This window comes from Lolliginicoccus lacisalsi (assembly GCF_014841105.1).
Lineage (GTDB): Bacteria > Actinomycetota > Actinomycetes > Mycobacteriales > Mycobacteriaceae > Lolliginicoccus > Lolliginicoccus lacisalsi.
On the sequence record NZ_JACYWE010000001.1, the window covers coordinates 496,406 to 522,189 of the forward strand.

The window sequence follows — 25,784 nt, forward strand, 5'->3', positions numbered from 1 at the left end:
ATTGGGCAGAGCGACGGCTCGAATCCTGGGCGGGACCGGGCTGTGCGCGAGCATCAGCGTGGTCCTCGCTGGGTGCTCCCTTGCCACGGAATCCGCACCGTCGGCTGCCCTTGTTGCTGATGCACCCGTCGGCGCGGAGGCCGCTACCGTGGCCTCCGCGCCGGCTTCGGTGATGGTCACCAACGCTCCACCGCTCGACGTGACCCTGCCCCGCGCCGATCCCATGCCGCCAGCAGTGAGCTGCGAGTACCCGCGATCAGGCAACCCCGCCCGGCCTGTCTCCCTGCCACCGGCGCGAGATGTGCCCGCCGAGGGCGCCGCCACCGTGCGCCTCGAGCTCCGGCGCGGAATGGTGCCCATCTCGCTGGACCGATCGCTGTCGCCCTGCACGGTCAATAGCTTCATCAGCCTCGCCGAGCAAGGCTTCTACACCAGCTCGGTGTGCCACCGCATCACCACGCGCGGGGTCTATACCCTGCAATGCGGAGATCCGAGCGGCACCGGCACCGGAGGACCAGGCTACGGCACACCCGCGGAGTTCCCCGCTGATCAGGTGACCCTCGATGGCGAGCGACGCAGCGGCACCCAGACGACCTACCCGCGCGGCACCGTTGCCATGGAGACCATGTCGGGCGGCAATAGCGGCAGCCGCTTCTTCGTCGTCTTCGATGACTCCCCGCTGCCCCCGACCTACACCATCATCGGCACGGTCGACGCGGACGCGATGTGGGTGCTTGATGCGATCGCCGAGGCCGGCCCGATCTCTGGCCACAGCGGAGCGCCCAGCAGGCCCGTGCAGATCATCGGCGTCGAGCTAGACCGCTGAGGTCATCCGGTACACGTCGTAGACGCCCTCGACATTGCGCACCACGTTCAGCACATGCCCGAGGTGCTTCGGATCGCCCATCTCAAAGGTGAACCGGCTGATCGCCACCCGGTCGCCCGAGGTCGCCACCGACGCCGACAGGATGTTCACTTTCTCGTCGGCGAGCGCCTTGGTCACATCCGATAGCAAGCGATGCCGGTCGAGCGCCTCGATCTGGATGGCCACGAGGAACATCGAGTGCGGGGACGGCGCCCACTGCACATCGATCAGGCGCTCCGCCTGCGCCCGCAGGGAGTCAGCATTGGTGCAGTCGGTGCGGTGGACGCTGACGCCCCCGCCGCGAGTCACGAAACCGAGGATCTCATCGCCGGGCACGGGCGTGCAGCACTTGGCGAGCTTGACGAGCACCCCCGAGACGCCCGGCACCTCGACGCCCACGTCGCTCGCCGAGCGACGGCTGCTCCGCGGCGTGCTCGACGGCGTCGCGCGCTCGGCGAGCTCCTCCTCGGCATCCTCCACGCCACCGAACTGCGCGACAAGGCGCTGCACCACATGCTGGGCGGAGACATGGTGCTCCCCCACCGCCGTGTAGAGCGCATCGACATCCTGGTAGCGCAGTTCCCGCGCCGTCGCGGTCATCAGATCACCGCTGAGGATCCGCTGCAGGGGCAGGCCAGTGCGCCGCACCTCTTTCGCGATCGCGTCCTTGCCCGTCTCGAGGGCTTCCTCGCGGCGCTCCTTGGCGAACCATTGCCGGATCTTCGTCTTGGCGCGCGGCGACACCACGAACTTCTGCCAGTCGCGGCTCGGCCCCGATCCCTCGTCCTTGGAGGTGAAGATCTCCACGACCTCGCCATTCTCGAGGGTCCGCTCGAGCGGCACGAGGCGGCCATTGACGCGCGCGCCGATGCACCGGTGGCCCACCTCGGTATGCACGGCGTAGGCGAAATCAACCGGAGTGGATTCCGCGGGCAGGGTCAGCACGTCTCCCTTGGGCGTGAAGACGAAGATCTCCTTGCGCGCGAGGTCATAGCGCAGCGACTCGAGGAACTCGCCAGGATCCGCGGCCTCGCGCTGCCAGTCGAGCAACTGCCGCATCCACGCGATCTCGTCGACCTCGGAGCTGTCCGAATGGTGCTTGCCGCGGGTCTCCTTGTACCGCCAGTGCGCGGCGATGCCGTACTCGGCGTTCTGGTGCATGTCGTGGGTGCGGATCTGCACCTCGAGCGGCTTCCCCTCCGGCCCCACGACCGTGGTGTGCAGCGACTGGTACACCCCGTAGCGGGGCTGGGCGATGTAGTCCTTGAACCGGCCAGCCATCGGCTGCCACAGCGAATGCACCACACCGATCGCGGCATAGCACTCGCGCACATGATCGCACAGGATGCGCATGCCCACGAGGTCATGGATCTCGTCGAAGTCCTTGCCCTTGACGATCATCTTCTGATAGATCGACCAGTAGTGCTTGGGGCGGCCCTCCACGACGGCGTTGAGCTTCGCGGCCTCGAGCGCCGCCTTGATCTGCGACCGCACCTTGTCGAGGTAGATGTCGCGCGACGGGGCCCGGTTGGCCACGAGACGGACGATCTCGTCATACCTCTTGGGATGCAGGATCGCGAACGCGAGGTCCTCGAGCTCCCACTTGACGGTGGCCATGCCGAGGCGGTGCGCGAGCGGCGCGATCACCTCGAGGGTCTCGCGTGCCTTGCTCGCCTGCTTCTCCGGGGGCAGGAACCGCATCGTCCGCATGTTGTGCAGGCGGTCCGCCACCTTGATGACGAGCACCCGCGGATCGCGCGCCATCGCGATGATCATCTTGCGGATCGTCTCGGCCTCCGCGGCGGTGCCCAGCACGACCTTATCGAGCTTGGTCACGCCGTCGACGAGGTGCGCGACCTCGTCGCCGAACTCCTCGGTCAATTGCTCGAGGCTGTAGCTGGTGTCCTCGACAGTGTCATGCAGCAACGCCGCGATGAGCGTGGTGGTATCCATGCCTAGCTCGGCGAGGATCGTCGCGACAGCCAGCGGATGAGTGATGTAGGGGTCGCCGGACTTGCGGATCTGCTCGGCGTGGCGCTCCTCGGCGACGTCGTACGCGCGCTGCAGCGTGACGAGCGGGGCCTTGGGATAGAAGTCACGGTGGATCGCGACGAGCGGCTCGAGCACGGGCTTCACCGAGGCGCTGCGGCCCGCGGTCATCCTGCGGGCGAGCCGGGCACGGACCCGCCGGGATGCTGATCCCGGCGCGTTGACCATGGAGGCGAGGGGGCGTGGCACATCCTCGCCCGCACCCGTCGGGGTGGTGCCTGCCTCATGCGGGGCTTGCGCGTCGTGGCTCACGCGACCACCTCCTATCCGAACCGAAGCCGCCTCACCGCAACTGTAGCGCTCACTGCGTGATGAGCGCGGCCAGAGGGGTGGTTCCGAGCTTGGCGCGTCCCGCGAGGCCAGCGAGCTCGAGCACCACCGCCGCGCCGACCACCTCGGCCCCGGCTTCCTCGAGCAACGCTTTCGCCGCGACGAGTGTTCCACCGGTAGCAAGCACGTCATCGATGATGAGCACCCGGCGCCCCGCGAGCTCGATGCCTTCGGCAGGGATCTCGAGGACGGCCTCGCCGTACTCAAGGGCGTAGCTGCGCGCGTGCACCGGCGGGGGCAGCTTGCCCTGCTTGCGCACCACGAGCATCCCGGTCCCGAGGTGCAGGGCCACGCCCGCCCCGAGCAGGAAACCGCGCGAATCGATTCCAGCGACCAGGTCAACGCTCGCGGCGGGCGGACTGGCCTCCGCGAGCCCGGCGATGACCGACCGCAGCCCATGCCCGTCCGCGAAGAGCGGGCTCAGGTCAGCGAACTGCACGCCCGGGGCCGGGAAGTCCGGCACCGTTCGGGTCAGGGAAGCGATGAGCGCAGCGAGGCTGCTGCCCATCAGCCGCGCACCCACTTGTCCATGTTCCAGCCCACTCCGGCCCGCGATGGGTTGGGCACCACGCCCAGGATGGACTCGGCGTGGGCCACGGTGCGTGGCTGCACCGCGAGCGGCACGGAGGGCAGCTCGCTCCAGAGGATGCTCTCCGCCTCGGCGAAGCGCACGTAGCGCGCGTCAGGATTGCTGATCGCGGCCAGCTCAGCGACGAGGATGTCAATCCGGTCCTGGGAGAACGCGCCGATGTTGCGGCCGTTGCGCGAGTGCAGCGCACCGAGGCGGGTGGCCTCCGAGGCGAGCCCGCCGCTGGACTGCACGCCGCCGACACCGCCGAGGACGATGTCGACCTCGCCGGCTTCCATGGCGCGCGCCGGATCGAAGTCGCGGGAACTGACGTTCTGGACGATGATGCCCGCTTCCTGGCAGCTTCGGGCGATGAACGAGACGGTTTCCTCGCGCCGCTGGTCCGGGCCCCGGTAGCCGATCCGCACCCGCATGTCGTCGGACTGCGGGAAGTTGCGAGCGAGCTCGAGGTCAGGCTGGAGGAAGATTTGCTGGGCCGGGCCCGCGACGTAGCCATACGCCGGATGGCCGGGCTGCATGATGCGGGAGCTGACCACGCCAGGCTGGGGCGGGGAGTCCCCGAACTGGCTGTTGATGGCATCGTCGGCGACGCGCTGCCGGGGCACGCAGCCAGTGAAGGCGCGGCGCGCATCGACGTTGCCGAACACGCCGCGGGTGTTGAAGACCAACTGCTCGGTGTTGCGCGAGGCCACGGTGCGCGCGTCGTAGCCCGCGAGGTCGAGTCCGGGCACCGAGCCCGCGCCTGCCTCCACGATCTGCGCCTCGCCGCGCGCCACGATCTCGCGCGTATCCATCCCGGGCCACACCACGATGCGCGGGGTCCGCGGGGGGTCGCCCCACCATCGATCATTGCGCACCAGCAGCAGCCCGCCGTCCTCGGTGAAAGACTCGATGCGGTAGGGGCCCGAGGATGGGTAGAGCGTGAGGTCGATCTCGCCGGGCTCGAGATCCCAGCCGGTGTTCCAGAACTCGGCGATGCGTGCCAACGCCTCGATATCGCCTCGCGCGACCGCCCCGACCAGGTCGGGGACGCGGGCCTCGCGGGCCACGACGTGCGACGGCATGATCGTCGTGGCGGCAAAGATCTCCGCCCAGTCGGTGACCACCCGGCCCTCGCGGAACCGGACCTGCGCGCTCTTCGAGCCTGGCTCGCAGTCAATGGCCTCGATGTCGGCAAAGCCCCAGTCGGTGGCGGCGTCGAACAGCGGCTCGGGATCGCCGCCATCGGGGCCGGGCCCGGTGAACCGGCCGCTGCCCGCCGCCCACGCGAGGACGAGGTCGTTGCAGGTGATGGGAATTCCGTCGGAGAAGACAGCATCAGCATCGAGCGTGACGTCGAAGGCTTCGGGGCTGCCCGGCACGGGCGTGATGGTGCCGAGGTCGCGGTCGAACACGGCGGTGCCCTCGGGCCCGATATAGCTCAGGCCCGTGAGCACCCGGCCGAGCACGGCCGGCGCCGCGGAGTACGCGCCGTCGACCGTGTTGGCGTTGTAGGTGGTGATCGGGGCGTCGATGGCGTACCCGAGGGTGTACTCGTCGAGCGTATCGACGGTCGCGCAGGCGCTGAGCGGGATGATTGCTGCTGTCGCGACCGATACCACCGCCGCTGCCCGTCGGCGAGCGGGTCCTGCCCCGGCTCGAGCGGTTCGGATGCCTTGGATCATTGCCGGATTCCTTCCCGGACGTGGTTCACCGGCGGCGCTTGCCCGTGGGGCGCGCGCCGGGGGCCGGCGCGGATCCGCGCCTTCGGGGTGGCTGTGCCGCATCGGAGTCCTCCGCCCCTCCTGCAGCCGCGGCGGAGGCCGCGCCAGCCGGGGCAGTGGCTGTTGCCGTGGCCGCTGGGCCCGCCCGGCGCGCGGCCACCGCCGCGGTGTGCTCCTTGATCTCGGGAGTACGTTCCTTGAGCGTGACGAGCAACGGGGTGGCGAAGAAGATGGACGAGTAGGTGCCGATGACGATGCCGACGAGCTGCACGAGGGCGAGATCCTTGAGCGTTCCCACGCCGAGCATCCACACCGCCACGATCATCAGCGAGGCGATGGGGAGAACGCTGATCAGCGAGGTGTTGAACGAGCGCATCAAGGTCTGGTTCACGCCGAGATTGGCTTGCTCGGCATACGTTCGCCGGAGGCTGCTCGTGACCCCGCTCGTGTTCTCCTGCACCTTGTCGAACACAACAACCGTGTCGTAGAGGGAGTAGCCAAGGATCGTGAGCAACCCGATGATCGTGGCGGGGCTGACCTCGAATCCCACGATGGCATACACCCCGGCGGTGACCGTGAGGTCGAGGATCACCGCGGCGATCGCCGCGAGCGCCATGTGCCACTCGAACCGCAGCGAGATGTAGACGCACACGAGGACGAGGAACACGATCAGCGCGAGGAGAGCCTTCTCGGTGACCTGCCCGCCCCACGTCTCGCTCACCTTCGCGATGCTGATCGCGTTGATGTCCGCCTGGCCATCGGTCCCCCGGGGCTCGAACGCCTCGAACAGGGCGCGCTGCACCGCCTGGATCTGCGGCTCGTCGAGGGTCTCGGAACGGATCTGGATCGATGCGGTGGCACCGGTACCGACGATCTGCGTCGTCGTGGGCGCCACGCCGATCGCGTCGGTGAACACGTCCTCGGCCTGTTGCACCGAGACGTCGCCCGCGGGCCTCTCGACGCGGGTGCCGCCAGCGAAGTCGATCCCGAAGGTGAACCCACGGATGCCGATGCCCGCGACGGAGATGAGGATCAGGCCGAGCGCGACGAGGAAGAACATCTTGCGGCGCGCCACGATCTCGAAGGCGCCGGTGCCCGTGTAGAGGCGGTGGAAAAAGCCATGCCGGGGCGCCTGCTCACTGGTGGCCTGCGAGGTTGTCATGCTGTGGCACCTTCCACGTTCGTGCGGGATCCGGCCCGGGCCTGCTCCTGCTGGGCGCGCTCGCGGGCGACATCGGTGATCGCGCCGAGGCCGTTGAGCCGCGGGTTCGACAATATCCGCGATCGGATCGCGAGGCTGAGCATGGGATAGGTGAACAGGAACACCACGAAGAGGTCGAGCACCGTGGTGAGGCCGAGCGCGAACGCGAAGCCCTTGACCTGCCCGACCGCGAGCAAGTAGAGGATCGCTGCGGCCAGGAAGCTGACCGCGTTGCCGGTCATGATGGTCCGCCGGGCACGTTGCCAGCCCCGCTCGACCGCGCTGCGGAAGCTGCGCCCCTCGCGCATCTCATCCTTGATGCGCTCGAAGTAGACGATGAACGAGTCAGCGGTCATGCCGATGCCGATGATGAACCCGGCGATGGCCGCGAGGTCCAGCGTGAAGTTGATGTACCGGCCAAGCAGCACGAGCACCCCATAGACCAGCCCGACCGCGATGGCCAGGGACAGGCCCGCGATGACGCCGAGCAGCCGGTAGTACGCGAGCGCGTAGAGAAGGACCGCGAGCAGCCCGATCGCGCCCGCGATGAGCCCGGCCTCGAGCGAGGCGAGCCCGAGCGTGGCCGAGACCGTCTGGGCCTGCGATGCCTCGAAGGACAGGGGAAGCGCGCCGTAGCGCAGCTGGTTCGCGAGGTCGCGGACCTCTTCCTCGGTGAAGTTTCCTGAGATCGAGGTGGCACTGCCTGCTGGCGTTGGATCGCGGATGACGGGAGCGCTCACGACGGCGGTATCGAGCACGAACGCCGCTTGCTGGCCGACGCTCTGGCGGGTGAAGGCCGCCCAGTCATCGCTGGCCTGTCCCTGGAAGCGGAACGACACTTCCCATCGCGCCTGCTGCTGGTTGTAGCCGCCGCTGACGCTACCGCTGTCGATCGCCTCGCCCTCGATGAGCACGGGCCCGAGCAGGTAGACGACCTGGCCGTCGTTGCTGCACGTGATCAGCGGCTTGTCGGGCAGGTCGTTGCCAGCGAGGGGGTCGAGCGGGCTGCACTCGTGCTCGGCCAGCGTCGCTGCCTGCGTCTCGGGGTCCTCGGACTGCCTGGTGCCGCGGGCCTCCTCGATCAGCGCGGCGGCCTCGTCCGCGTCTCCGGGCAGAGTGGCACGGGGCTCGTCCTCCGTGGCGGTGCCCTCGTCAGGGCTGCTCTGCTCGGCATTGGGGGCTGGTTGCGCGTTCAGGACGGGCCGGACGTACATCCGGGCAGTCTGGCCGAGCGTGCGCGCTTGGGCACCGTCCTGGCCCGGCACGGTGATGACGAGGGTCTCGCCGTCGATGAGGACCTCGGAGCCGGCGACGCCAAGTCCGTTGATGCGGGTGGCGATGATCTCCTGGGCCTGCTCGAGGGCGTCAGGGCTGGGGCTCGAGCCATCCGGCGTGATCGCGGAGAGCACGACTCGCGTGCCGCCCTGGAGGTCGACACCGAGGCGCGGCGTGTTGCCGCGGTCCCCGGTGAACATTACGAGGGTGAAGCACAGGACGACGAGCATGAGCACGAAGCTGAGTGCCCGCAGCGGATACTTCCGCCGACTGGTTGATGCCACGAGACGATCTCCTTGACGACAACTGGCCCGACAGCCAGTCACGAGGGCTGACTCTACTGGACTCCGCTATCGCGGCCGTGCGCCTCCGCGCCGCCGTTGTCGTGGTCCCGGAACTCGCCGCCCTCCTCCTCGGTGTCCTCGCGGACCACATCGCGGATGGCCAGGCGCATCCAGGTGGCGACCACGCCGGGAGCGATCTCGCGCTCCACGGTGGTGTCCTCGACCGCGAGGATCGTGGCGTACAGCCCAGAAGTGGTCATGATGCGATCACCGACGGAGAGCGAGTCCTGAAGTGCCGCTTGGCGGTCCATTTCTTTCTTCTGGCGCCGCACCGACAGGAACATTGGTACGAGCAGGAGCAGGATGAGCAGCGGCAGGAGCAGTTCCATCGGGGCGTGATTCCTCGTTGTTCGATGTGCGCGTGTGGGGCGAGCCGGCAACGGAATGCCGACCGGTACACCAGTGTGCCATCCCTGGCTCGGCTTGCCGAGTTGCCCGCGCCGCCACCGCCCGGCCAGCGGGCGATCCGGACCGGCCGGGGCCGTGCTATTCGTCGTCGTGGGGCTCGCGCGCGCGGACCGTGATGCCGCTCGCCACGGTATCCGCCGGCGGCACGAGGCCCAGGTGCTCCCACGCCGCCGCGGTGGCGATTCGCCCGCGTGGCGTGCGGGCCAGCATGCCGGCCCGCACCAGGTAGGGCTCGCACACCTCCTCCACGGTGGCCGGCTCCTCGCCCACGGCCACCGCCAGCGTGGCCGCACCGACAGGACCACCGTTGAAGCTCCGGACGAGCGATTGCAGCACGGCCCGGTCGAGCCGGTCGAGCCCGAGCTGATCGACGTCATAGACACGCAGGGCAGCGCGCGCGATATCCATGGTGACGATGCCATCGGAGCGGACCTCCGCGTAGTCACGCACGCGGCGCAGCAGCCGGTTGGCGATGCGTGGCGTACCGCGGGACCGCCGGGCGATCTCGTGGCTCGCGTCATTCTCGAGCTCCACGCCGAGGATGCGCGCGGAGCGCATCAGGATTCGCTGCAGCTCCCCGGGCTCGTAGAAGTCCATGTGCGCGGTGAACCCGAAGCGATCGCGCAACGGACCAGTCAGGGCGCCGGAGCGTGTCGTCGCGCCGACCAAGGTGAAGGGCGACACCTCGAGCGGGATGGAGGTGGCTCCGGGGCCCTTGCCGACGACGACATCCACGCGGAAGTCCTCCATGGCGAGGTACAGCATTTCCTCCGCGGGCCGGGAGATCCGATGGATCTCATCGATGAACAGGACATCGCCCTCGACGAGATTGCTGAGCATCGCGGCGAGGTCGCCGGCCCGCTCCAGCGCTGGCCCCGAGGTCAGCCGCAGCGACGTGCCCATCTCGGCCGCGATGATCATCGCGAGGCTGGTCTTGCCGAGCCCGGGCGGCCCGGAGAGCAGGATGTGGTCGGGAGCAGCGCCGCGCTGCTTGGCGCCCGAGAGGACGAGCTCGAGCTGCTCGCGAACGCGCGGCTGTCCAATGAAGTCGTAGAGGTTCTTGGGCCGAAGGCTGACCTCGATGTCACCGTCGCCGTCGACGAGGCTCGGTGACATGGGCGGCATGGATTGGTCCCGGTCTGTCATCGCGGCCCACCCAGGCTAGCGAGAGCGGAGCGCAGCAACACCGACGAGGTCGCGGCAGGCTCGGCCTCCAGCGCCACGGCAGTGGCCTGCTCGGCCTGCCCCGCAGTGAAGCCAAGGCCGGTGAGCGCCTCGACGACGGTGTCGGCAATCGTCGTTGCCGGGGCGCTGCCATTGAGCCCACCGCCAGCATCCCCGGGCATGCCCTCGACCACTCCGACCTTGTCGCGCAGGTCAACGATGAGGCGATCGGCGACGCGCTTGCCCACCCCGGGCACTCGCATCAGCGCCTTGGCGTCACCGTTGGCCAGCGCGAGCCGCAGCGCGCTCGGCTCCAGGACCGCCAGCACCGCCATGGCGAGCCGCGGGCCCACGCCTGTCACGGTTTGCAGGATCGCGAAGAGCTCGCGCGAATCATCCTCCGAGAACCCGTAGAGGGTCATCGAGTCCTCCCGCACCACCATGGTGGTGAGCAGGAGCGCCTCGGTGCCCCGGTGCAAGCCAGCCAGAGTGCCGGGCGTCGCATGGACCTTGTAGCCCACGCCCCCGGCCTCGACGACGGCGTGGTCCAGGCCGATGTGCAGGACTGGTCCGCGCACTGCTGCGATCATGATGCCTGTCCCCCGATCGAGTGGCGGCCCGTGCCGCGATCATCCTGTGCGTTCCTGCTCGCCGGGCCCCGCGATTCCGCTCTTGCGGCCGCCGCTTTCCCTGCCGCCGCTTTCCCTGCCGCCGCCTTCCGGGCATCGGCCGCCTGGGCGCGCCGGACCGCCGCGAGCCGCGCCGTGTACTTGCGCCGCGCGGCCTGCGCGGCCGCCTCGGCCTCGGCCATGCGATCGAGCATCGGGGCACGCCAGCAGTGGCAGATCGCGAGCGCGAGCGCATCGGCGGCGTCCGCTGGACGAGGCGCCTCGGCCATCTTGAGAATGCGCGTCACCATCGCGGTGACCTGCTCCTTCCCCGCGGAACCATCACCGGTCACCGCGGACTTGACCTGGCTCGGGGTGTGGAACGAAACGGGAATGCCCCGCCTCGCGGCCGCGAGCGCGACCACCCCGCCGGCCTGCGCGGTGCCCATCACCGAGCGGACGTTCTGCTGCGAGAACACCCGCTCGATGGCAACGACATCGGGGCGGTGCTTGTCCATCCATTCCTCCGCCACGGTGGCGATGCGCAGCAGGCGCGCGGACAGCTCGAGGTCGGGAGGCGTGCGGACCACATCGACCGCGATCGCAATGACACTGCGTCCCGATCCCGAATCAACGATGCCGAGCCCGCACCGGGTGAGCCCCGGGTCAACGCCCATTACCCTCACGCGCACCTCCACCCCATGCGAACAGTTGTTCGATAGTGTAGTGGATATCGCTCGCTCGGGTCGTCCGCGAGCGGCGGGCGAGTCGCGGCGACCGATCGAGCTGAATCGTCATTCGTCGAGCTGGGCAAGGACCTCGTCGGAGATGTCGATGTTCGAGTAGACGTTCTGCACGTCATCGCAATCCTCGAGGGCATCGATGAGCCGCAGCACCTTGCGGGCAGCGTCGGCATCGACGGCCACGCTCATCGAGGGCTGGAAGCTCGGCTCGGCCGAGTCGTAGTCGATCCCGGCCTCGACGAGCGCGGTGCGGACCGCCACGAGGTCGGTGGGCTCGGAGACGATCTCGAAGCTCTCGCCGAGATCGTTGACCTCCTCAGCGCCCGCCTCGAGCACCGCGAGCAGGATGTCGTCCTCCGAGAGGCCGTGCTTCTCCAGCACGACCACGCCCTTGCGGGAGAACATGTAGGCCACCGAGCCGGCGTCGGCCATGTTGCCGCCGTTGCGGCTCATCGCGGTGCGAACCTCGCCCGCGGCGCGGTTGCGATTGTCGGTGAGGCACTCGATGAGCAGCGCCACGCCATTGGGCCCATAGCCCTCGTACATGATGGTCTGCCAGTCCGCGCCGCCGGCCTCCTCGCCGGAACCGCGCTTGCGCGCCCGCTCGATGTTGTCGTTGGGCACCGAGGCCTTCTTCGCCTTCTGGATGGCGTCGTAGAGCGTGGGATTGCCCGTAGGATCACCACCGCCGGTGCGAGCCGCGACCTCGACGTTCTTGACCAGCTTGGCGAAGAGCTTGCCGCGCTTGGCGTCGATGGCCGCCTTCTTGTGCTTGGTGGTGGCCCATTTGGAGTGGCCGCTCATAAGGTCCGGTTCCTTCCGACGTCACCGATCGTTCACTGCGAGGACTTGGCTGGCGTGGGGAATGTTACCCCGGCCGACCCGCATTGTTCCGCACGCTGTCGACGAACAAGCCATGCACGCGACGGTCACCCGTCACCTCCGGATGGAACGAGGTGGCCATCACCGGCCCCTGGCGGACCGCGACCACCCGTCCCGCGGCCGGTCCGGTCTGCACGGTGGCGAGCACCTCCACGCCGGGACCGCACTCCTCGACCCACGGGGCCCGGATGAACACCGCCCGCAATGGCTCACCCTCGATGCCGTTCATTGCCAGGTCCTCCTCGAAGGAATCCACCTGGCGGCCAAAGGCATTGCGGCGAACCGTGATATCGATCGCCCCCAGGCTCACCGCGTCCGGGCGCGTGTCGAGAACGGTCGAGGCCAGCATGATCATCCCGGCGCAGGAGCCATACGCGGGAAGCCCCTCGGCCAGCGCCGCGCGCAACGGATCGAACAGGTCGAACACGGTGAGCAGGCGGCTCATCGTCGTCGACTCGCCGCCGGGGATGACCAGTCCATCAACGCTATCGATCTCCGTCGCGCGTCGCACCCGCACTGGCTCCGCCCCCACCGCTTCGAGCGCATGCATGTGCTCGCGGACATCGCCCTGCAGCGACAGGACACCTATGACGAGTCGGGATTCCACTCGCGACAGAGTAGGTCGTTGCCCGGCGAATGTCGAAACAGCGGTCAGCCAGGTAGTCAGTCCCGCGGCAGCCTGGTCAGGCCCTCCTGGACCACGGCGGCCACGAGCCTGCCTTCCGCGTCCCAGATGCGCCCTTGCGTCAGGGCGCGCCCGTGGCCGGCATACGGCGACGTCTGGTCATAGAGGAGCCACTGATCGGCCCGGAATGGCTGCATGAACCACATGGCGTGGTCCAGCGAGGCGAGCTGCACCCGCGAGCGCTCCTTGGGGTGCGGCCCCAGCGACGAGCCGAGCAGCAGCATGTCGCTCATGTAGGCGAGCGCGCAGACATGCGCCGTGGGGTCGTCCGCGATCTTGCCCCGGTAGCGCATCCACACCCGCTGCTGCGACGCGAGCCTCGGGTGCAGCTCGGTCTGGTCCGGCGGCACGATCCGCAGGTCCCAGTTGGACCACTCCCGGAGCTCCCAGCGGTCCTTCAGCTCCGGCACGTCCGCGGGATCGGGCAGGTCCTCCGCGTTGGGCACCGGCGGCACCACATCGCTGTGCTCGATGCCGGGATCACCGACGTGGAAGGACGCCGACATGACAAAGATCGCCTCGCCATCCTGCACGGCCTGGATGCGCCGGGTGCAGAACGAGCGTCCCTCGCGAATCCGGTCCACGAGGTACACCGTGGGCATCTTCGGCTTGCCCGGGCGCAGGAAGTAGGCATGCATCGAGTGCACCGTGAACGCGGGGTCCACCGTGCGCACCGCCGCGATCAGCGACTGGCAGGCAACCTGGCCACCGAAGGTCCGGTGCAGCAGGGTCTCCACGGGCTCGCCGCGAAAGATGTCCTTCTCGATCTGCTCGACATCCAGGACTTCCTCGATGGTGGCCATGATGCCCTCTCCTATTGGATCGTGATCAGTGGTGCTGGGTCACCAGCCGCGGTCAGAAAGGCGGTGCGAGACAGGGATGTCATCGACGTTGATGCCGACCATCGCCTCGCCGAGACCACGCGAGACCGAGGCCAACATATCCGGATCGTCGAAGTAGGTGGTGGCTTTCACGATAGCCGCCGCGCGCTTGACCGGATCACCGGACTTGAAGATCCCCGAGCCCACGAACACGCCCTCCGCCCCGAGCTGCATCATCATCGCCGCGTCCGCCGGGGTCGCGATGCCGCCCGCGGTGAACATCACGACGGGCAGCTTGCCCGTGGTGGCGACCTCGGCGACCAGCTCATACGGCGCCTGCAGCTCCTTCGCCGCGACGAACAGCTCGTCCTGGCTCAGCGCGCCCAGGCGCCGGATCGCGCCGCCGATCTCGCGCATATGGGTGGTGGCATTGGACACGTCTCCCGTGCCGGCCTCGCCCTTGGACCGGATCATCGCCGCGCCCTCGGTGATGCGCCGCAGCGCCTCGCCCAGGTTCGTCGCGCCACACACGAACGGCACGGTGAACTGCCACTTGTCGATGTGGTTGGCGTAGTCGGCAGGGGTAAGCACCTCGGACTCGTCGATGTAGTCCACGCCGAGGCTCTGCAGGATCTGCGCCTCCACGAAGTGGCCGATGCGCGCCTTCGCCATCACCGGGATCGACACGGCGTCGATGATCCCTTGGATCATGTCGGGATCGCTCATGCGCACCACGCCGCCCTGGGCACGGATATCGGCGGGCACCCGCTCGAGCGCCATGACCGCGACGGCACCCGCGTCCTCGGCGATCTTCGCCTGATCGGGGGTGACGACATCCATGATCACCCCGCCCTTGAGCATTTCCGCCATGCCGCGCTTGACGCGCGCGGTGCCGGTCGCATGCTCGGCGGAGTTAGTGGGACTTGAAGGGGATGCGCTCACGAAAGTCACTCCTGCATATAAGGCCATCAAGGGGTGGTCTGTTAACCCCACCATCCTAGGAGGGAGCGGCCCGTGGCGCGAAGCCGGACCCTCCCCCGCTACTGGATGGTGCGCGGCGGCTGCAGCGGCACCCGCCCGGACGCGACGCCCTCTGCCTCGGCGATGAGACCGGCGAGCTCCCGCGGGTACACCTGTTCCCCCTCCGCGCACAGCTCGCGGATCGCGGCCGCGTCGCACCAGCGGAACCCCAGCAATGCTCGTGTCTCCAGCTCGGTGAGCCCGGAGGGCACGGGCTCGAAGCGGCCCGTCAGGGACACGAAGATCTTCTCCTCGCTGCGCATCGCCGATCCATTGAACGTGAACTCCTCGGTGCGATCCCAGACCGGGCCGATCAGTTCCTCCTCGGCGAGCGCCCGGCCCGTCTCCTCAGCGACCTCCCGGCGCGCGGCGGCCCGCACATCCTCGTCGGCCTCGATCCCACCGCCAGGGGTGAACCAGAATGCTGGACCCGGATCCTCGGGATCGGTACCGCGGACGAGAAGAACGCTGCCCGCGCCATCGAGCAGCAGGACGCGCGCGGATTCCCGCCGCGGCGGCGCGGATGCCTGCGCTCCGCTGCCGGTGATGGCGCCATCGGGGCCGTGCTCGGGCGCGACGCCCCGAGCCACGGTGGCGCGCAGATGCTCCACCGGCTGCACGAACTCACGCTCGATGATGTCGAAGAACCGCGGCTGGGGGGCGGTGCCGGCCAGCCGGAGCCAGCGCACCGGCCTGCGCTGCCTCAGTGCCCGCGTGTCGCCGACGGCATCATTGTGGAAGCGCCGCGCGATCATCACGCGGGCCTCGGCATCGGCAAGCTCAGCAACGAGCGGCGAGGACAGGTCCTCGATCATCACCTGCGACAAAGCCCCGGACAGCTGGTTCTCCGCATCCTCGCGGGCATCCCTGCCTGCTCGCTCCGCGCGGTCGGCGAGGCGGGCTATGCGGGGCTCGTCGAGCGCCTGGGCGATCGCCCGCGCCCCCACGGCACGGCGAGCGAGCGAGGCGTCGAGGGACTGTCACGCCTTGTCGTACCGGATGTGGAGCCGATCGAGCCTGTTTGCAGTGGATAGTAGCCACGCCACGACCAGCACGACCACGATGGCCAGCGCGAGCGCGAGCAGCAGCACCCAGATTGGCAGCACGGCTCCCCCTTAGCTCTTCCGCGCCAGCGAGCGCGGCACCGGAGTGCCCGTACCGATGACGGCCTCGTACACGCGCAGGACCTGGCGGGAGACGACGCTCCAGTCGTAGTGCAGGACAGCGACGCTCGCCTCGGCGACGAGCTGGTCCCGATAGTCCCGATCAGTGAGCACGCGGTCGATGCCGTGCGCGAGGCTCGCACCATCATCGAGCTTGGTGAGGCATCCCGCTCGGCCGTCGCGCAGCACGCGCCGGAACGCATCGAGCTCGCTCGCCACCACCGGGGTGCCCGCCGCCATCGCCTCGACGAGCACGATGCCGAAGCTCTCGCCGCCAAGGTTCGGTGCGCAATACACGTCCGCGCTGCGCAACGCCGACGCCTTCTCCTCGTCGCTGACCTGTCCCAGGAACCGGAAGTGGCTGGCCAGTGGCCCGAGCTCGGCGCGCAAGGCAGCCTCGTCGCCGCGACCGACCACGATGACCTCGAGGTCAGGGTGGCGCTCCACGATCGAGGGCAGCGCGGAGACGAGCACCGACATGCCCTTGCGCGGCTCGTCGTAGCGACCGAGGAAGAGCAAGGTCTTGCCGGGGCGCGGATATCCCTCGAAGGGCCGGGCGGTGGCGAAGAAGCCCACCCGCACCCCGTTGGGAATCTCCACCGCATCGGAGCCGAGCGATTCGATCTGCCATCGCCGCGCGAGCTCGGACACGGCGATCTTGCCGTTGATCTTCTCGAGCAGGGGCTGCAGCACGGGCTGGACGGTGCTCAGCATCAAGGACTTGGTGGTGGAGGTATGGAACGTGGCCACCACCGGCACCTCGGCGAGGCTGAGCGCGAGCATCGACAGGCTGGGCGCGTTCGGCTCGTGCAGGTGCACGACGTCGAACTGGCCGTCCTGCAACCACTTGCGCACGCGCTGGTAGGTGACCGGACCGAAGCGCAGGCGCGCGACCGAGCCGTTGTACGGGATGGGCACCGCCCGGCCTGCCGACACCACGTACGGAGGGAGGTCCGTTCCCGGGGTGGCGGGAGCAAGGACGCTCACCTCATGGCCCATCTCGATGAGCACGCCCGCGAGCTCGACGACGTGCGCTTGCACGCCGCCGGGAACATCGAATGAGTACGGACATACCATGCCGATCCGCATCAGTGGGCCACCCCCATCCGCTCGAGGCGCGAGGCCGAGAGGTCCTCCCACCACAGCGGCTGCAGCATGTGCCAGTCCGCGGGGTGGCGCACGATGTTCAGCGAGAACGCATCGGCGAGCTGCTGGGTCGCTCGGGCCGTTCCGGCTGCCATGTCGATCTCGGGCTCGACCTTGAAGCCCCACCCCTTGCTGGTGAACCAGCAGTGCGCGGGCAGCAGCGCGGCCCCGGTCTCCGCGGCGAGCCGGGCGGGGCCGGCGGGAAAACTGGTGCGCTGGCCGAAGAAGTCCACCGGTATGCCGCTGGCAGTGAGGTCCCGATCGGCCATCAAGCACACGATTCCACCACTGGCGAGGCGTTCGCGGAGAACCTGATAGGGCGGCACCTCGCCCCCCGTGGCTGGAACGATCTCGAAGCCGAGCGATTCCCGGAAGGCCACGAACCGCTCGTAAAGCGACTCGGGCTTGAGCCGCTCAGCGACGGTGGTGAACCGGCCGTGGGTCTGCGCCAGCCAGACTCCAGCAAGGTCCCAGTTGCCGCTATGCGGAAGTGCCGCGACCACTCCCTTGCCCCGCGCGAGAGCCGTGTCGAGATTCTCCCGGCCCATCACGCTGGCATCGATGGCCCGCGCGGTCGCGGCGAGATCCATCGACGGCAGGCGAAAGGCCTCCTGCCAGTACCGGGCGTACGAGCGCATGGCGGAGCGCATCAGCACATGGGGCACGGCGATCGGGGGTACCCCCATGACGCGAGCGAGGTTGCGGCGCAGCTGTGCCGGGCCGCCGTTGCGGTTCGCGTAGTCAGCGCCGGCGTTGAACAGGCCGTCGGCCACCGCACCAGGCAGGGAGCGGACGAGCCGCCACCCGGAGGCGTAGGCGAGGTCGGCGGTCGTCTCGGAGAACGTCACGTGGCATCCCCTCCGTCGGTGAACGGGACGACGGTTGTCGCCCCCGGGGAGCGCCGGACCACCAGCACTCGCTGGACCACGGTGATGATGCTGCCCACGACGAGCAGCCACATCGCGAGATGAATGGCGAACCCGACACCAATACCGGTGAACCCGGCGCCCAGCAGCACGATCACGAGCCGGTCCGAGCGCTCCACGAGGCCCCCGTCGGCCCGTAGTCCGCTAGCCTCGGCCCGCGCCTTCGCGTAGGAGACGACCTGCGAGGCGACCAGGCAGATCAACGTCGCGATCACCAAAGTAGGCGACTCCGCGTGATAGGCGGCCCACCAGGCCAGCGACCCGAAGATCGCGCCGTCGGCGATCCGATCACCGGTCGCGTCGAGCACCGCGCCGAACGCGGTGCCACCGCCTCGCGCGCGCGCCATGGCCCCGTCGACAAGATCGAGCAGGACGAACAAGGAAATGATGATCGCGCCCCAGAACAGCTGGTCACGCGCGAACAGGATGATCGCGGCCGCGACGCTCAGCGCGGTACCGGCGATGGTGACGACATCCGGGCTCAGGCCAGCCCGGATCAGGGCGCGCCCGATGGGGGCGGTGACCTTCGATACCGAGGGCCTACCGAACACACTGAGCATGATTGCCTGTTCCCTGTTTCCGTGAGGTTTCCTGCCGCCGAGCCTATACGGTGCGCGCGCCCGCGGCGCGATGATGCGCACCGCGGGAAGCCAACTCGTGCCGCCTAGCCGGTAGCTGGCCAGGACTCCGCGAGGAGCGCGCGGGTTTGCCGCAGCAACTGCGGCAGGACCTTGGTGCCCGCGGTGACGGTGATGAAGTTCGCGTCGCCGACCCAGCGCGGCACCAGGTGCTGGTGCAGGTGCGCGGACAGCGAGCCCCCCGCCGCGCCGCCGAGGTTGAGGCCCACATTGAACCCATGCGGCCGAGAAACCTCGCGGATGGTCCGCAGGGCAGCCTGCGTGAACTCAGTGAGCTCGCCCGCCTCCTCGGGGGTGAGGTCAGTGAGGTCCGCCACGTGGCGGTAGGGCACGACCATGAGGTGGCCGGGGTTGTAGGGGAAGAGGTTGAGCACGGCATACACCGCGGCGCCGCGCGCGATGACCAGGCCGTCCTCATCCGACTTGCCGGGGATCGCGCACAATGGGCAACCCTCGTCCGGGCTCGGCCCGGTGGCCTCGGCGATGTAGGCCATGCGGTGAGGGGTCCAGATGCGATCCAGGTGATCGGGATCCCCCACCCCGCTGTCGGTCATGGCTAGGTCATCAGCGTGCACTCAGGCGCCCTGCCGCTCGCGGATGGCCTCGGCGCTCGGTGCAGCATTGATCCGCTCGCCGACCCAGCGGTTGATCACGTCCACGGCCTCGGACACGGGCACGCCATTGAGCTGGGTGCCGTCGTGGAAGCGGAAGCTGACCGCGCCCGCCTCGACGTCCCGCCCGCCGGCGAGCAGCATGAACGGCACCTTCTGCGTGGTGTGGGTGCGGATCTTCTTCTGCATCCGCTCATCGCTGGAATCGACCTCGGCCCGGATGCCCTGCCGCTTGAGCTGATCGACCACGGCGAACAGGTGATCCTGATGGTCCTCGGCCACCGGGATGCCCACCACCTGCACCGGCGACAGCCAGGCGGGGAAGGCGCCCGCATAGTGCTCGGTGAGCACGCCGAAGAAGCGCTCGATGGAGCCGAACAGCGCGCGGTGGATCATGACGGGACGCTGGCGGCTTCCATCGGCGGCGGTGTAGACGAGATCGAATCGATCGGGCAGGTTGAAGTCGAGCTGGATGGTCGACATCTGCCAGGTGCGGCCCAGCGCGTCCTTGGCCTGCACGGAGATCTTCGGGCCGTAGAACGCGGCGCCGCCGGGATCGGGCACCAGATGGAGGCCCGATGCCTGCGCGACCTCCTCCAGGGTCCTGGTGGATTCCTCCCACGCCTCGTCGCTGCCCACGTACTTGACGGGATCCTTGGTGGAGAGCTCGAGGTAGAAGTCATCGAGGCCGTAGTCCTTGAGCAGATCGAGGACGAAGTTCAACACATTCGTCAGCTCGTCATGCATCTGCTCCTTGGTGCAGTAGATGTGCGCATCGTCCTGCGTCATGCCGCGGACCCGGGTCAGGCCGTGAATCACGCCGGACTTCTCGTAGCGGTACACGGAGCCGAACTCGAACAGGCGCAGCGGCAGCTCGCGGTAGGAGCGGTGGCGGTGCCGGAAGATCAGGTTGTGCATCGGGCAGTTCATCGGCTTGAGGTAGTAGTCCTGGCCCGGCTTGCGCAGGGCGCCGTCCTCATCGTGCTCCGCGTCGATGTGCATCGCGGGGAACATGCCGTCCTTGTACCAATCGAGGTGGCCCGAGACCTGGAAGAGATCGCCCTTGGTGATGTGCGGGCTGTAGACGAACTCGTAGCCTGCCTCGATGTGCCGCTTGCGCGAGTAGTCCTCGAGCTCCTTGCGGATGATGCCGCCGCGCGGATGGAACACCGGCAGGCCCGAGCCCAGCTCGTTGGGGAAGCTGAACAGGTCGAGCTCGTTGCCCAGCCGGCGATGATCCCGCCGCTCCGCCTCGGCGAGCAGCTCGAGATGCTGATCGAGCGCCTCCTGGGTCTCCCACGCGGTGCCATACACGCGCTGAAGATCCTCGCGGCTCTGGTCGCCCCGCCAGTACGCGGCCGAGCTTCGTGTCAGCTTGAACGCCGGGATGTGCTTGGTGGTGGGGATGTGCGGGCCGCGGCACAGGTCCGCCCACACCTTCTCGCCAGTGCGCGGATCGAGATTGTCATAGATCGTCAGCTCGGCGCCGCCGACCTCCATCACCTCGGGATCGTCGATGCCGGACTTGTCGTTGATGAGCTCGAGCTTGAACGGCTCGCTCCCCAGCTCGGCGCGCGCGTCATCGATCGACTCGACCACGCGGCGCGAGAAGCGCTGCGATTGCTTGATGATCTTGCGCATCCGCGACTCGAGCTTGGTGAGGTCCTCCGGGGTGAACGGGCGATCGACCTGGAAGTCGTAGTAGAAGCCGTCGCGGATCGGCGGGCCGATACCGAGCTTCGCCTCGGGGAACTCCTGCTGCACGGCCTGCGCGAGCACGTGCGCGCACGAATGCCGGATGACCATGCGGCCCTCGTCGGACGCTGCCGGGACAGCCTCGATCTGAACGTCCTCGTCCGGGATCCACGAGAGGTCCCGGAGAGCCCCCTCGGCATCCTTGACCACGACGATCCCCTCCGCGCCCTTCGTGGGCAGGCCGGCCTCGAATATCGCCTTGCCCGCCGCCGTGCCCGCCGGCACCAGGACTCGGGCGATGGCATCTCGATCAGCGGGCGTGGTCACGACAGGGATCTCCTTGTGCTTGGGGCCCTCCGCGAGGGCCTCGTAATACCCCGCGCCAGGCATGGCGCTCGGCAGCGATTGCGGTCCAGCCGTCGCGGTCGCGGCCCAGGAGCAGCGAGGCTCCGCCGCTCCCGCGTTTCACGGCGATGGCGCTACCACACTACCGGTTCGCTAGGGAAGGAGTCCGCCGAGCCATGGCTGGTCGAACCCGAACCAACCGGCCATCAGACCGATCGCCCCCACGAACCACAGCGTGACCACGGTGATGACAAACGTCCCGACGGCCCCGGCGACGCGAACAACACCATGCTGGCGCTTGTACCAGGCCATGATCACCCGGTAGCGCTCCAGGGCCTCATGCAGGATCCGGCGGGCCCACGCGAACTCCGTGGCGAGAATCCCCAGGCCGGTGAAAACGATCAGCCACCCCGGCCCCGGATAGGGAATAGCGATCACGCCGATCACGAGGACAACCGCGCCTACCACCCCCACCGTGACCTTGTAGGCCAAGGCAACGAGCGGATGCCGCTTGAACTGTGCCCGGACGGCACGCATCGCCGCTACGGATCTGGTGGCGAGGTATCGCCGGCGCGACATCGCCACGGATTGCCGTTCCTTGGTCTGGGTCATCCCGCGCCGAGTCCCTTCCCCGGCCCGGGACCACCGGCACGCAGCGCCGGGCACCCGGCCGCTCCCCTGCGTCGCAGGGGCGCTGGCACCGCCACGGCGCGCATGGGCTGATGGCTCATGGATTCATTCTGCCGCGCCAGGACTGCATCACGCCATGAGTTCGTGGCAAGGAGCCCCATAGATTGGCCCTCCCTTTACCTGGGTTCTCCCCCAGCGAACAGGGTATTTCAGACATTCACCCGATTACGGTCATACCGGGTGGCCCTATTGGGCCAACGACGCAACACTGGAGTCATCGGTGCTCCCGTGCCGTGACATGGCGCGCGGGCATCGTGTCCATCAAGCACCAAACCCTGGAGGTAGCACCATGGGTCTCGGAGACAAGATCAGCAACAAGGCGCAGGAACTCAAGGGCAAGACGAAGGAAACCGCCGGCTCGGCCACCTCCGACGAGGAGCTCAAGGCAGAAGGCCAGGCCGACCAGGCCGAATCCGGCGTCAAGAAGGGCGTGGAGAACGTCAAGGACAAGGCCAACGAAGCCACCAAGAAGGTAACGGGCGACTAGCAAGCAGCCCGCGTCCGCCCGTGGACGACACCGCGGGCGCAATGCACGAGGAGCCCCGCACCGGAAATCGGTGCGGGGCTCCTCCGTGCGGTTATCGTGTGGTCCCGGCTGGGATCGAACCAGCGACCTTTCCGGTGTGAACGGAACGCTCTCCCACTGAGCTACGGGACCTCATGAGGTTCATGCTTGCTCGCCCGGCACGAGACTTGGTCGTGACGCGGATACCAGGATCCGCCGCGCAGAAACACACGCACGGGTGACAACGAGGTGGAACATTAGCACGCGGCCCCGAGTTCGCCAAACACGCTCGCGGGGATGCGGTCGCGGGCGTTTGCGCGGCGGCCGCGGTGCCGCTTGGACGGCGGGCTGGATGCCGGCTGGATGTCGGCTGGACGGCAAAAGCACCGGAAGTCGGCAAACGCGATAGAAATCGGCCGGGTTTTTCCACGGTTTCTATCGCGTTTGCACCCGGGCGGGCCCCACCCGGGCGGGCCCCACCCGGGCGGGCCCCAGTCGCCACCAGGTCGGCCGCCGCAAGGGCCACAGCCGGACCCGACCGCCACCCCGCCGGGCACTGCTTCCGCGAAACCAGCTGTTAACCAGCAGTCCTCCCTGCGGCGAGGCGGCCGACACGCAAGCGCCCCACCCTGGATTTGTCACTCAGCCCCACATCCGCTAATGTTCTCAACCGCACCGGCAAACGGGACTGCAAGGAACCGGGAGCAGCGGAGCGTGCGGATGTAGCGCAGTTGGTAGCGCATCACCTTGCCAAGGTGAGGGTCGCGGGTTCGAATCCCGTCATCCGCTCAAGAGGTTGGGCTTGACCCCCTACGGTGGAGTGGCCGAGTGGTGAGGCAACGGCCTGCAAAGCCGTGCACACGGGTTCGATTCCCGTCTCCACCTCTTCTCAGAGGTTCCCGCGCGATTAGCTCAGTGGGAGAGCGCTTCCCTGACACGGAAGAGGTCACTGGTTCAATCCCAGTATCGCGCACCATATGTTTCACGATCATGTGCGGGTCGATGATGCAGCTGCGAAGGATGCGGCTGAGGTCAGTCGTGTGGCTGCCATCACCTTCCCTCTTGCATGCCCGGCAGCCATGTCCCCGGCGGACATGGCTGCTTTCGTTGATCATCATCTCACCACGGAGAACTTCTCCCGATACATCGCCAGCGAGAATCATCGCGTGCTGGTGCTGCGCGAATCCTCGAGCATCGTCGGCTACGCGCTCTTCGCGCTCGACTCGCCACCGGACCCGAGTACCGCCCACCTCAGCGATCCTGCGATCAGCGAGGCCTCGGGAACGGCGGAGCTCAGCAAGTTCTACCTGCTGCCCAATCATCATGGCCGCGGCCACGCCACGCTCCTGATGCGGCATGTGCTCGCCGCCGCCCGCCCACACCAGCAGCGCATCTGGCTGGGCGTGAACCACGAGAATCATCGGGCGCAATCGTTCTACCAGCGCAACGGGTTCATACAGGTCGGTAGGCGGGACTTCGCGGTGGGCGCGAGCACCGAGCACGATTTCCTCCTCGCGCGCCCGCTCGGCCCTTGCCGCTGAGCATAGCGCCGTGATCAGCTCGTGGCGCGTGCCTGCTCGCCGAAGCGGGAGAGCGCGAGCAGCCGGGAAGTGGCGCGCAAATACTTCTTGCGATATCCGCCGGCGAGCATTTCCTCGGTGAAGATCTCGTCGAGCTTGGAGCCGGACACGATGACGGGGATGCTCGCGTCGTAGAGGCGGTCAGCGAGGACCACGAAGCGCAGCGCCACGGCTTGGTCCTGCGCAGGGTGGACGTCCTTCAGGAACACCGCGGTGACCCCATCGACGAGCTTTCCGTAGCGCGAGGGGTGCAGCGTGGACAGGTGCTTGCACAGCTCATCGAAGTCATCGAGAGTAGCGCCCTCGGTCCGCGCGGCGCGCTCCTCGAGCTCCTCGCTGGAGATCGGCTCCGGGGCGGGGGGAAGGTCGCGGTGCCGGTAGTCGGGGCCGTCGATGCGCACGGTCTCGAACACCGAGGCGAGCTTGCGGATCTCGCGGAGGAAGTCCTGGGCCGCGAACCGACCCTCGCCGAGCTGGCCGGGCAGGGTGTTGGAGGTCGCGACGATCGATACGCCTCGCTCCGCGAGCTCGGTGAGCAGGCGCGAGACGAGCATGGTGTCACCGGGATCGTCGAGCTCGAACTCGTCGATGCACAGCACTGAATGGCCCGAGAGCTCCTCGACGGCCTTCATGAATCCGAGCGCCCCGACCACGTGGGTGAGCTCGACGAAAGTACCGAACGACTTCGGCTCGGGCACCTCGTGGTAGATCGACGCGAGAAGGTGGGTCTTGCCCACGCCGAAGCCACCGTCGAGGTAGAGCCCCGCGCCAACGGTGTTCTTCTTGCCGAAGAGCTTCTTCTTGCCGTTGCGCTTCTGGTTGACGGTCCGGGCGAACTCGCGCGCGGCATCGACCGCTTCTGCCTGCGAGGGTTCCGCGGGATCGGGGATGTACGAGTCGAAGCTCACCTCGTTGAACATCGCGGGCGGCACCAGTTGGGCCACCAGTTGGTCGGCGGGGATCACCGGTTTGCGGTCGACAAGGCGTGCGGTCATTGCCAAATCCTATCGACGTGGGCAGATTGGCAGTGTGCCCACTCCCCTTTCTGCGATCCAGTTCACAGCATCGAGCGCCGCGCCGGACCTCCCACGGCTCTACCAGTATCCCGAGAGTCCTTGCCTGCGAGTCAACTTCGTCTCCAGCATCGACGGCGCCGCGATGATCGACGGAGCGTCGGCTGGATTGTCCAGTCCGCTCGACAAGAAGATCTTCGGGCTGCTGCGCGAGCTCGCGGACGTGGTGATCGTGGGCGCGGGCACGGCGCGCGCCGAGGGCTACTCCGGGGCACGGATCGATTCCGGAGCGCGGCAGCTGCGCGTCGAGCGGGGCCAGCAGCCGGTACCCCCGATCGCTGTGGTGACGGGCCGGGCCGACCTGGACCCGGAGCACACCTTGTTCACCAGCACCGAGGTGCCGCCGATGGTGCTCACCAGCAGCGAGGCCGCCCACGGTAGGAAGCAGCGCCTCCGGGACGCGGGCGGCGACGTCATCGAGCTCGAGCCCCGCGAGGGGCATGCGGTGCACCCGGGCGATGTGCTGGCGGCGCTGCGGGAGCGGGGTCTCGGGCGCATGCTGTGCGAGGGCGGGCCGTCCCTGCTCGGAGCGATGCTGCGCCATGACCTCGTGGACGAGCTATGCCTCACCATCGCGCCCGTGCTCGTGGGCGGGGACGCGCCACGGATCGCGGTGGACACGACGGCTGTGGCGCACCGGATGCGGCTCGCGCATACCCTGGCAGACGGCGACGGATCATTGTTCACGCGATGGGCGCGCGCGGACCAGGAGAAGTAGGGAGCAT

At 68.3% G+C, this 25,784-nt stretch carries 25 protein-coding genes, 4 tRNA genes and 1 pseudogene; 7 read left to right on the forward strand and 23 right to left on the reverse strand.

The annotated features are described in order from the left end of the window. Window position 1: 1 nt before the first annotated feature. A complete protein-coding gene (locus tag HT102_RS02265; protein ID WP_192037770.1) occupies window positions 2-826 on the forward strand; it encodes a peptidylprolyl isomerase in 825 nt (274 codons plus the stop codon). On the opposite strand, the gene HT102_RS02270 is transcribed toward HT102_RS02265, so the two are convergent. From HT102_RS02270 to HT102_RS16105, 21 genes and pseudogenes are all read right to left on the reverse strand, one after another. Further along, the gene (locus HT102_RS02270) at window positions 815-3,082 is read right to left on the reverse strand and encodes a RelA/SpoT family protein (protein WP_225443152.1); all 2,268 of its coding nucleotides are present in this window, start codon (window positions 3,080-3,082) and stop codon (window positions 815-817) included. The two genes, HT102_RS02265 and HT102_RS02270, sit on opposite strands and share 12 nt — an antisense overlap. A gap of 133 nt (window positions 3,083-3,215) precedes the next feature. Continuing rightward, window positions 3,216-3,752, reverse strand: coding sequence for an adenine phosphoribosyltransferase (locus HT102_RS02275; protein WP_192037771.1), 537 nt, complete (start codon window positions 3,750-3,752; stop codon window positions 3,216-3,218). After that, the gene (locus HT102_RS02280) at window positions 3,752-5,497 is read right to left on the reverse strand and encodes an ABC transporter substrate-binding protein (RefSeq protein WP_192037772.1); all 1,746 of its coding nucleotides are present in this window, start codon (window positions 5,495-5,497) and stop codon (window positions 3,752-3,754) included. The genes HT102_RS02275 and HT102_RS02280 overlap by 1 nt, the downstream gene beginning before the upstream one ends. 25 nt (window positions 5,498-5,522) lie before the next feature. Next, a complete protein-coding gene (secF, locus tag HT102_RS02285; RefSeq protein WP_192037773.1) occupies window positions 5,523-6,698 on the reverse strand; it encodes a protein translocase subunit SecF in 1,176 nt (391 codons plus the stop codon). After that, window positions 6,695-8,296, reverse strand: a complete 1,602-nt coding sequence (gene secD / locus HT102_RS02290; protein ID WP_333473240.1) for a protein translocase subunit SecD — start codon at window positions 8,294-8,296, stop codon at window positions 6,695-6,697. The genes secF and secD overlap by 4 nt, the downstream gene beginning before the upstream one ends. Before the next feature lie 53 nt (window positions 8,297-8,349). Further along, window positions 8,350-8,685 carry a preprotein translocase subunit YajC gene (gene yajC, locus HT102_RS02295; protein WP_192037774.1) on the reverse strand — a complete coding sequence of 112 codons (336 nt, stop codon included), beginning with the start codon at window positions 8,683-8,685 and terminating at the stop codon, window positions 8,350-8,352. Window positions 8,686-8,842: 157 nt separating this feature from the next. Next, window positions 8,843-9,910, reverse strand: coding sequence for a Holliday junction branch migration DNA helicase RuvB (gene ruvB / locus HT102_RS02300; RefSeq protein ID WP_192037775.1), 1,068 nt, complete (start codon window positions 9,908-9,910; stop codon window positions 8,843-8,845). Continuing rightward, window positions 9,907-10,518, reverse strand: coding sequence for a Holliday junction branch migration protein RuvA (gene ruvA, locus HT102_RS02305; protein ID WP_192037776.1), 612 nt, complete (start codon window positions 10,516-10,518; stop codon window positions 9,907-9,909). The genes ruvB and ruvA overlap by 4 nt, the downstream gene beginning before the upstream one ends. Further along, window positions 10,515-11,222 carry a crossover junction endodeoxyribonuclease RuvC gene (gene ruvC, locus HT102_RS02310; protein WP_192037777.1) on the reverse strand — a complete coding sequence of 236 codons (708 nt, stop codon included), beginning with the start codon at window positions 11,220-11,222 and terminating at the stop codon, window positions 10,515-10,517. Before ruvC ends, ruvA begins: the two co-directional genes overlap by 4 nt. A gap of 108 nt (window positions 11,223-11,330) precedes the next feature. Further along, window positions 11,331-12,083: a YebC/PmpR family DNA-binding transcriptional regulator gene (locus HT102_RS02315; protein WP_192037778.1), complete on the reverse strand. Its 753-nt coding sequence runs from the start codon at window positions 12,081-12,083 to the stop codon at window positions 11,331-11,333. Between the two features lie 64 nt (window positions 12,084-12,147). Beyond that, window positions 12,148-12,768: a pyridoxal 5'-phosphate synthase glutaminase subunit PdxT gene (pdxT, locus tag HT102_RS02320; RefSeq protein WP_192037779.1), complete on the reverse strand. Its 621-nt coding sequence runs from the start codon at window positions 12,766-12,768 to the stop codon at window positions 12,148-12,150. Between the two features lie 56 nt (window positions 12,769-12,824). Next, the gene (locus HT102_RS02325; RefSeq protein WP_192037780.1) at window positions 12,825-13,649 is read right to left on the reverse strand and encodes an acyl-CoA thioesterase; all 825 of its coding nucleotides are present in this window, start codon (window positions 13,647-13,649) and stop codon (window positions 12,825-12,827) included. A 39-nt stretch (window positions 13,650-13,688) separates the two neighbouring features. Then, window positions 13,689-14,609, reverse strand: a complete 921-nt coding sequence (pdxS, locus tag HT102_RS02330; protein ID WP_408611288.1) for a pyridoxal 5'-phosphate synthase lyase subunit PdxS — start codon at window positions 14,607-14,609, stop codon at window positions 13,689-13,691. A 98-nt stretch (window positions 14,610-14,707) separates the two neighbouring features. Next, window positions 14,708-15,793 (reverse strand): annotated as a pseudogene (locus HT102_RS02335) (NUDIX hydrolase). Between the two features lie 9 nt (window positions 15,794-15,802). Next, on the reverse strand, window positions 15,803-16,939 hold the full coding sequence (locus tag HT102_RS02340; RefSeq protein ID WP_192037782.1) for a glycosyltransferase family 4 protein: 1,137 nt from the start codon (window positions 16,937-16,939) through the stop codon (window positions 15,803-15,805). Then, window positions 16,939-17,844 carry a phosphatidylinositol mannoside acyltransferase gene (locus HT102_RS02345; protein WP_192037783.1) on the reverse strand — a complete coding sequence of 302 codons (906 nt, stop codon included), beginning with the start codon at window positions 17,842-17,844 and terminating at the stop codon, window positions 16,939-16,941. The genes HT102_RS02340 and HT102_RS02345 overlap by 1 nt, the downstream gene beginning before the upstream one ends. Further along, entirely contained in the window at window positions 17,841-18,482 is a 642-nt protein-coding gene (gene pgsA, locus HT102_RS02350; protein ID WP_192037784.1) for a phosphatidylinositol phosphate synthase, read from the reverse strand. Before pgsA ends, HT102_RS02345 begins: the two co-directional genes overlap by 4 nt. Window positions 18,483-18,586: 104 nt before the next feature. After that, the gene (locus tag HT102_RS02355) at window positions 18,587-19,114 is read right to left on the reverse strand and encodes an HIT family protein (protein ID WP_192037785.1); all 528 of its coding nucleotides are present in this window, start codon (window positions 19,112-19,114) and stop codon (window positions 18,587-18,589) included. 21 nt (window positions 19,115-19,135) lie between these two features. Continuing rightward, window positions 19,136-21,193, reverse strand: a complete 2,058-nt coding sequence (thrS, locus tag HT102_RS02360) for a threonine--tRNA ligase (RefSeq protein ID WP_192037786.1) — start codon at window positions 21,191-21,193, stop codon at window positions 19,136-19,138. 171 nt (window positions 21,194-21,364) lie between these two features. Further along, on the reverse strand, window positions 21,365-21,823 hold the full coding sequence (locus tag HT102_RS02365; protein ID WP_225443059.1) for a TIGR02611 family protein: 459 nt from the start codon (window positions 21,821-21,823) through the stop codon (window positions 21,365-21,367). Further along, window positions 21,820-21,942, reverse strand: a complete 123-nt coding sequence (locus HT102_RS16105) for a hypothetical protein (RefSeq protein ID WP_269902737.1) — start codon at window positions 21,940-21,942, stop codon at window positions 21,820-21,822. Before HT102_RS16105 ends, HT102_RS02365 begins: the two co-directional genes overlap by 4 nt. Before the next feature lie 248 nt (window positions 21,943-22,190). Between HT102_RS16105 and HT102_RS02370 the strand changes: the two genes are divergently transcribed. Continuing rightward, a complete protein-coding gene (locus HT102_RS02370; protein WP_192037787.1) occupies window positions 22,191-22,388 on the forward strand; it encodes a CsbD family protein in 198 nt (65 codons plus the stop codon). Between the two features lie 99 nt (window positions 22,389-22,487). On the opposite strand, the gene HT102_RS02375 is transcribed toward HT102_RS02370, so the two are convergent. Then, window positions 22,488-22,559, reverse strand: a tRNA-Val gene (locus tag HT102_RS02375). Between the two features lie 563 nt (window positions 22,560-23,122). Between HT102_RS02375 and HT102_RS02380 the strand changes: the two genes are divergently transcribed. From HT102_RS02380 to HT102_RS02395, 4 genes are all read left to right on the forward strand, one after another. Beyond that, window positions 23,123-23,195, forward strand: a tRNA-Gly gene (locus HT102_RS02380). A 25-nt stretch (window positions 23,196-23,220) separates the two neighbouring features. Continuing rightward, window positions 23,221-23,291, forward strand: a tRNA-Cys gene (locus HT102_RS02385). 16 nt (window positions 23,292-23,307) lie between these two features. Further along, window positions 23,308-23,382: transfer RNA gene (locus HT102_RS02390), tRNA-Val, on the forward strand. A 103-nt stretch (window positions 23,383-23,485) separates the two neighbouring features. Then, window positions 23,486-23,947, forward strand: coding sequence for a GNAT family N-acetyltransferase (locus HT102_RS02395; protein WP_225443156.1), 462 nt, complete (start codon window positions 23,486-23,488; stop codon window positions 23,945-23,947). 14 nt (window positions 23,948-23,961) lie between these two features. Here HT102_RS02395 and zapE read toward each other — a convergent pair whose 3' ends face one another. After that, on the reverse strand, window positions 23,962-24,981 hold the full coding sequence (zapE, locus tag HT102_RS02400; protein ID WP_192037789.1) for a cell division protein ZapE: 1,020 nt from the start codon (window positions 24,979-24,981) through the stop codon (window positions 23,962-23,964). A 34-nt stretch (window positions 24,982-25,015) separates the two neighbouring features. Between zapE and HT102_RS02405 the strand changes: the two genes are divergently transcribed. Beyond that, window positions 25,016-25,777: a pyrimidine reductase family protein gene (locus HT102_RS02405; protein ID WP_333473241.1), complete on the forward strand. Its 762-nt coding sequence runs from the start codon at window positions 25,016-25,018 to the stop codon at window positions 25,775-25,777. Window positions 25,778-25,784 lie beyond the last annotated feature (7 nt).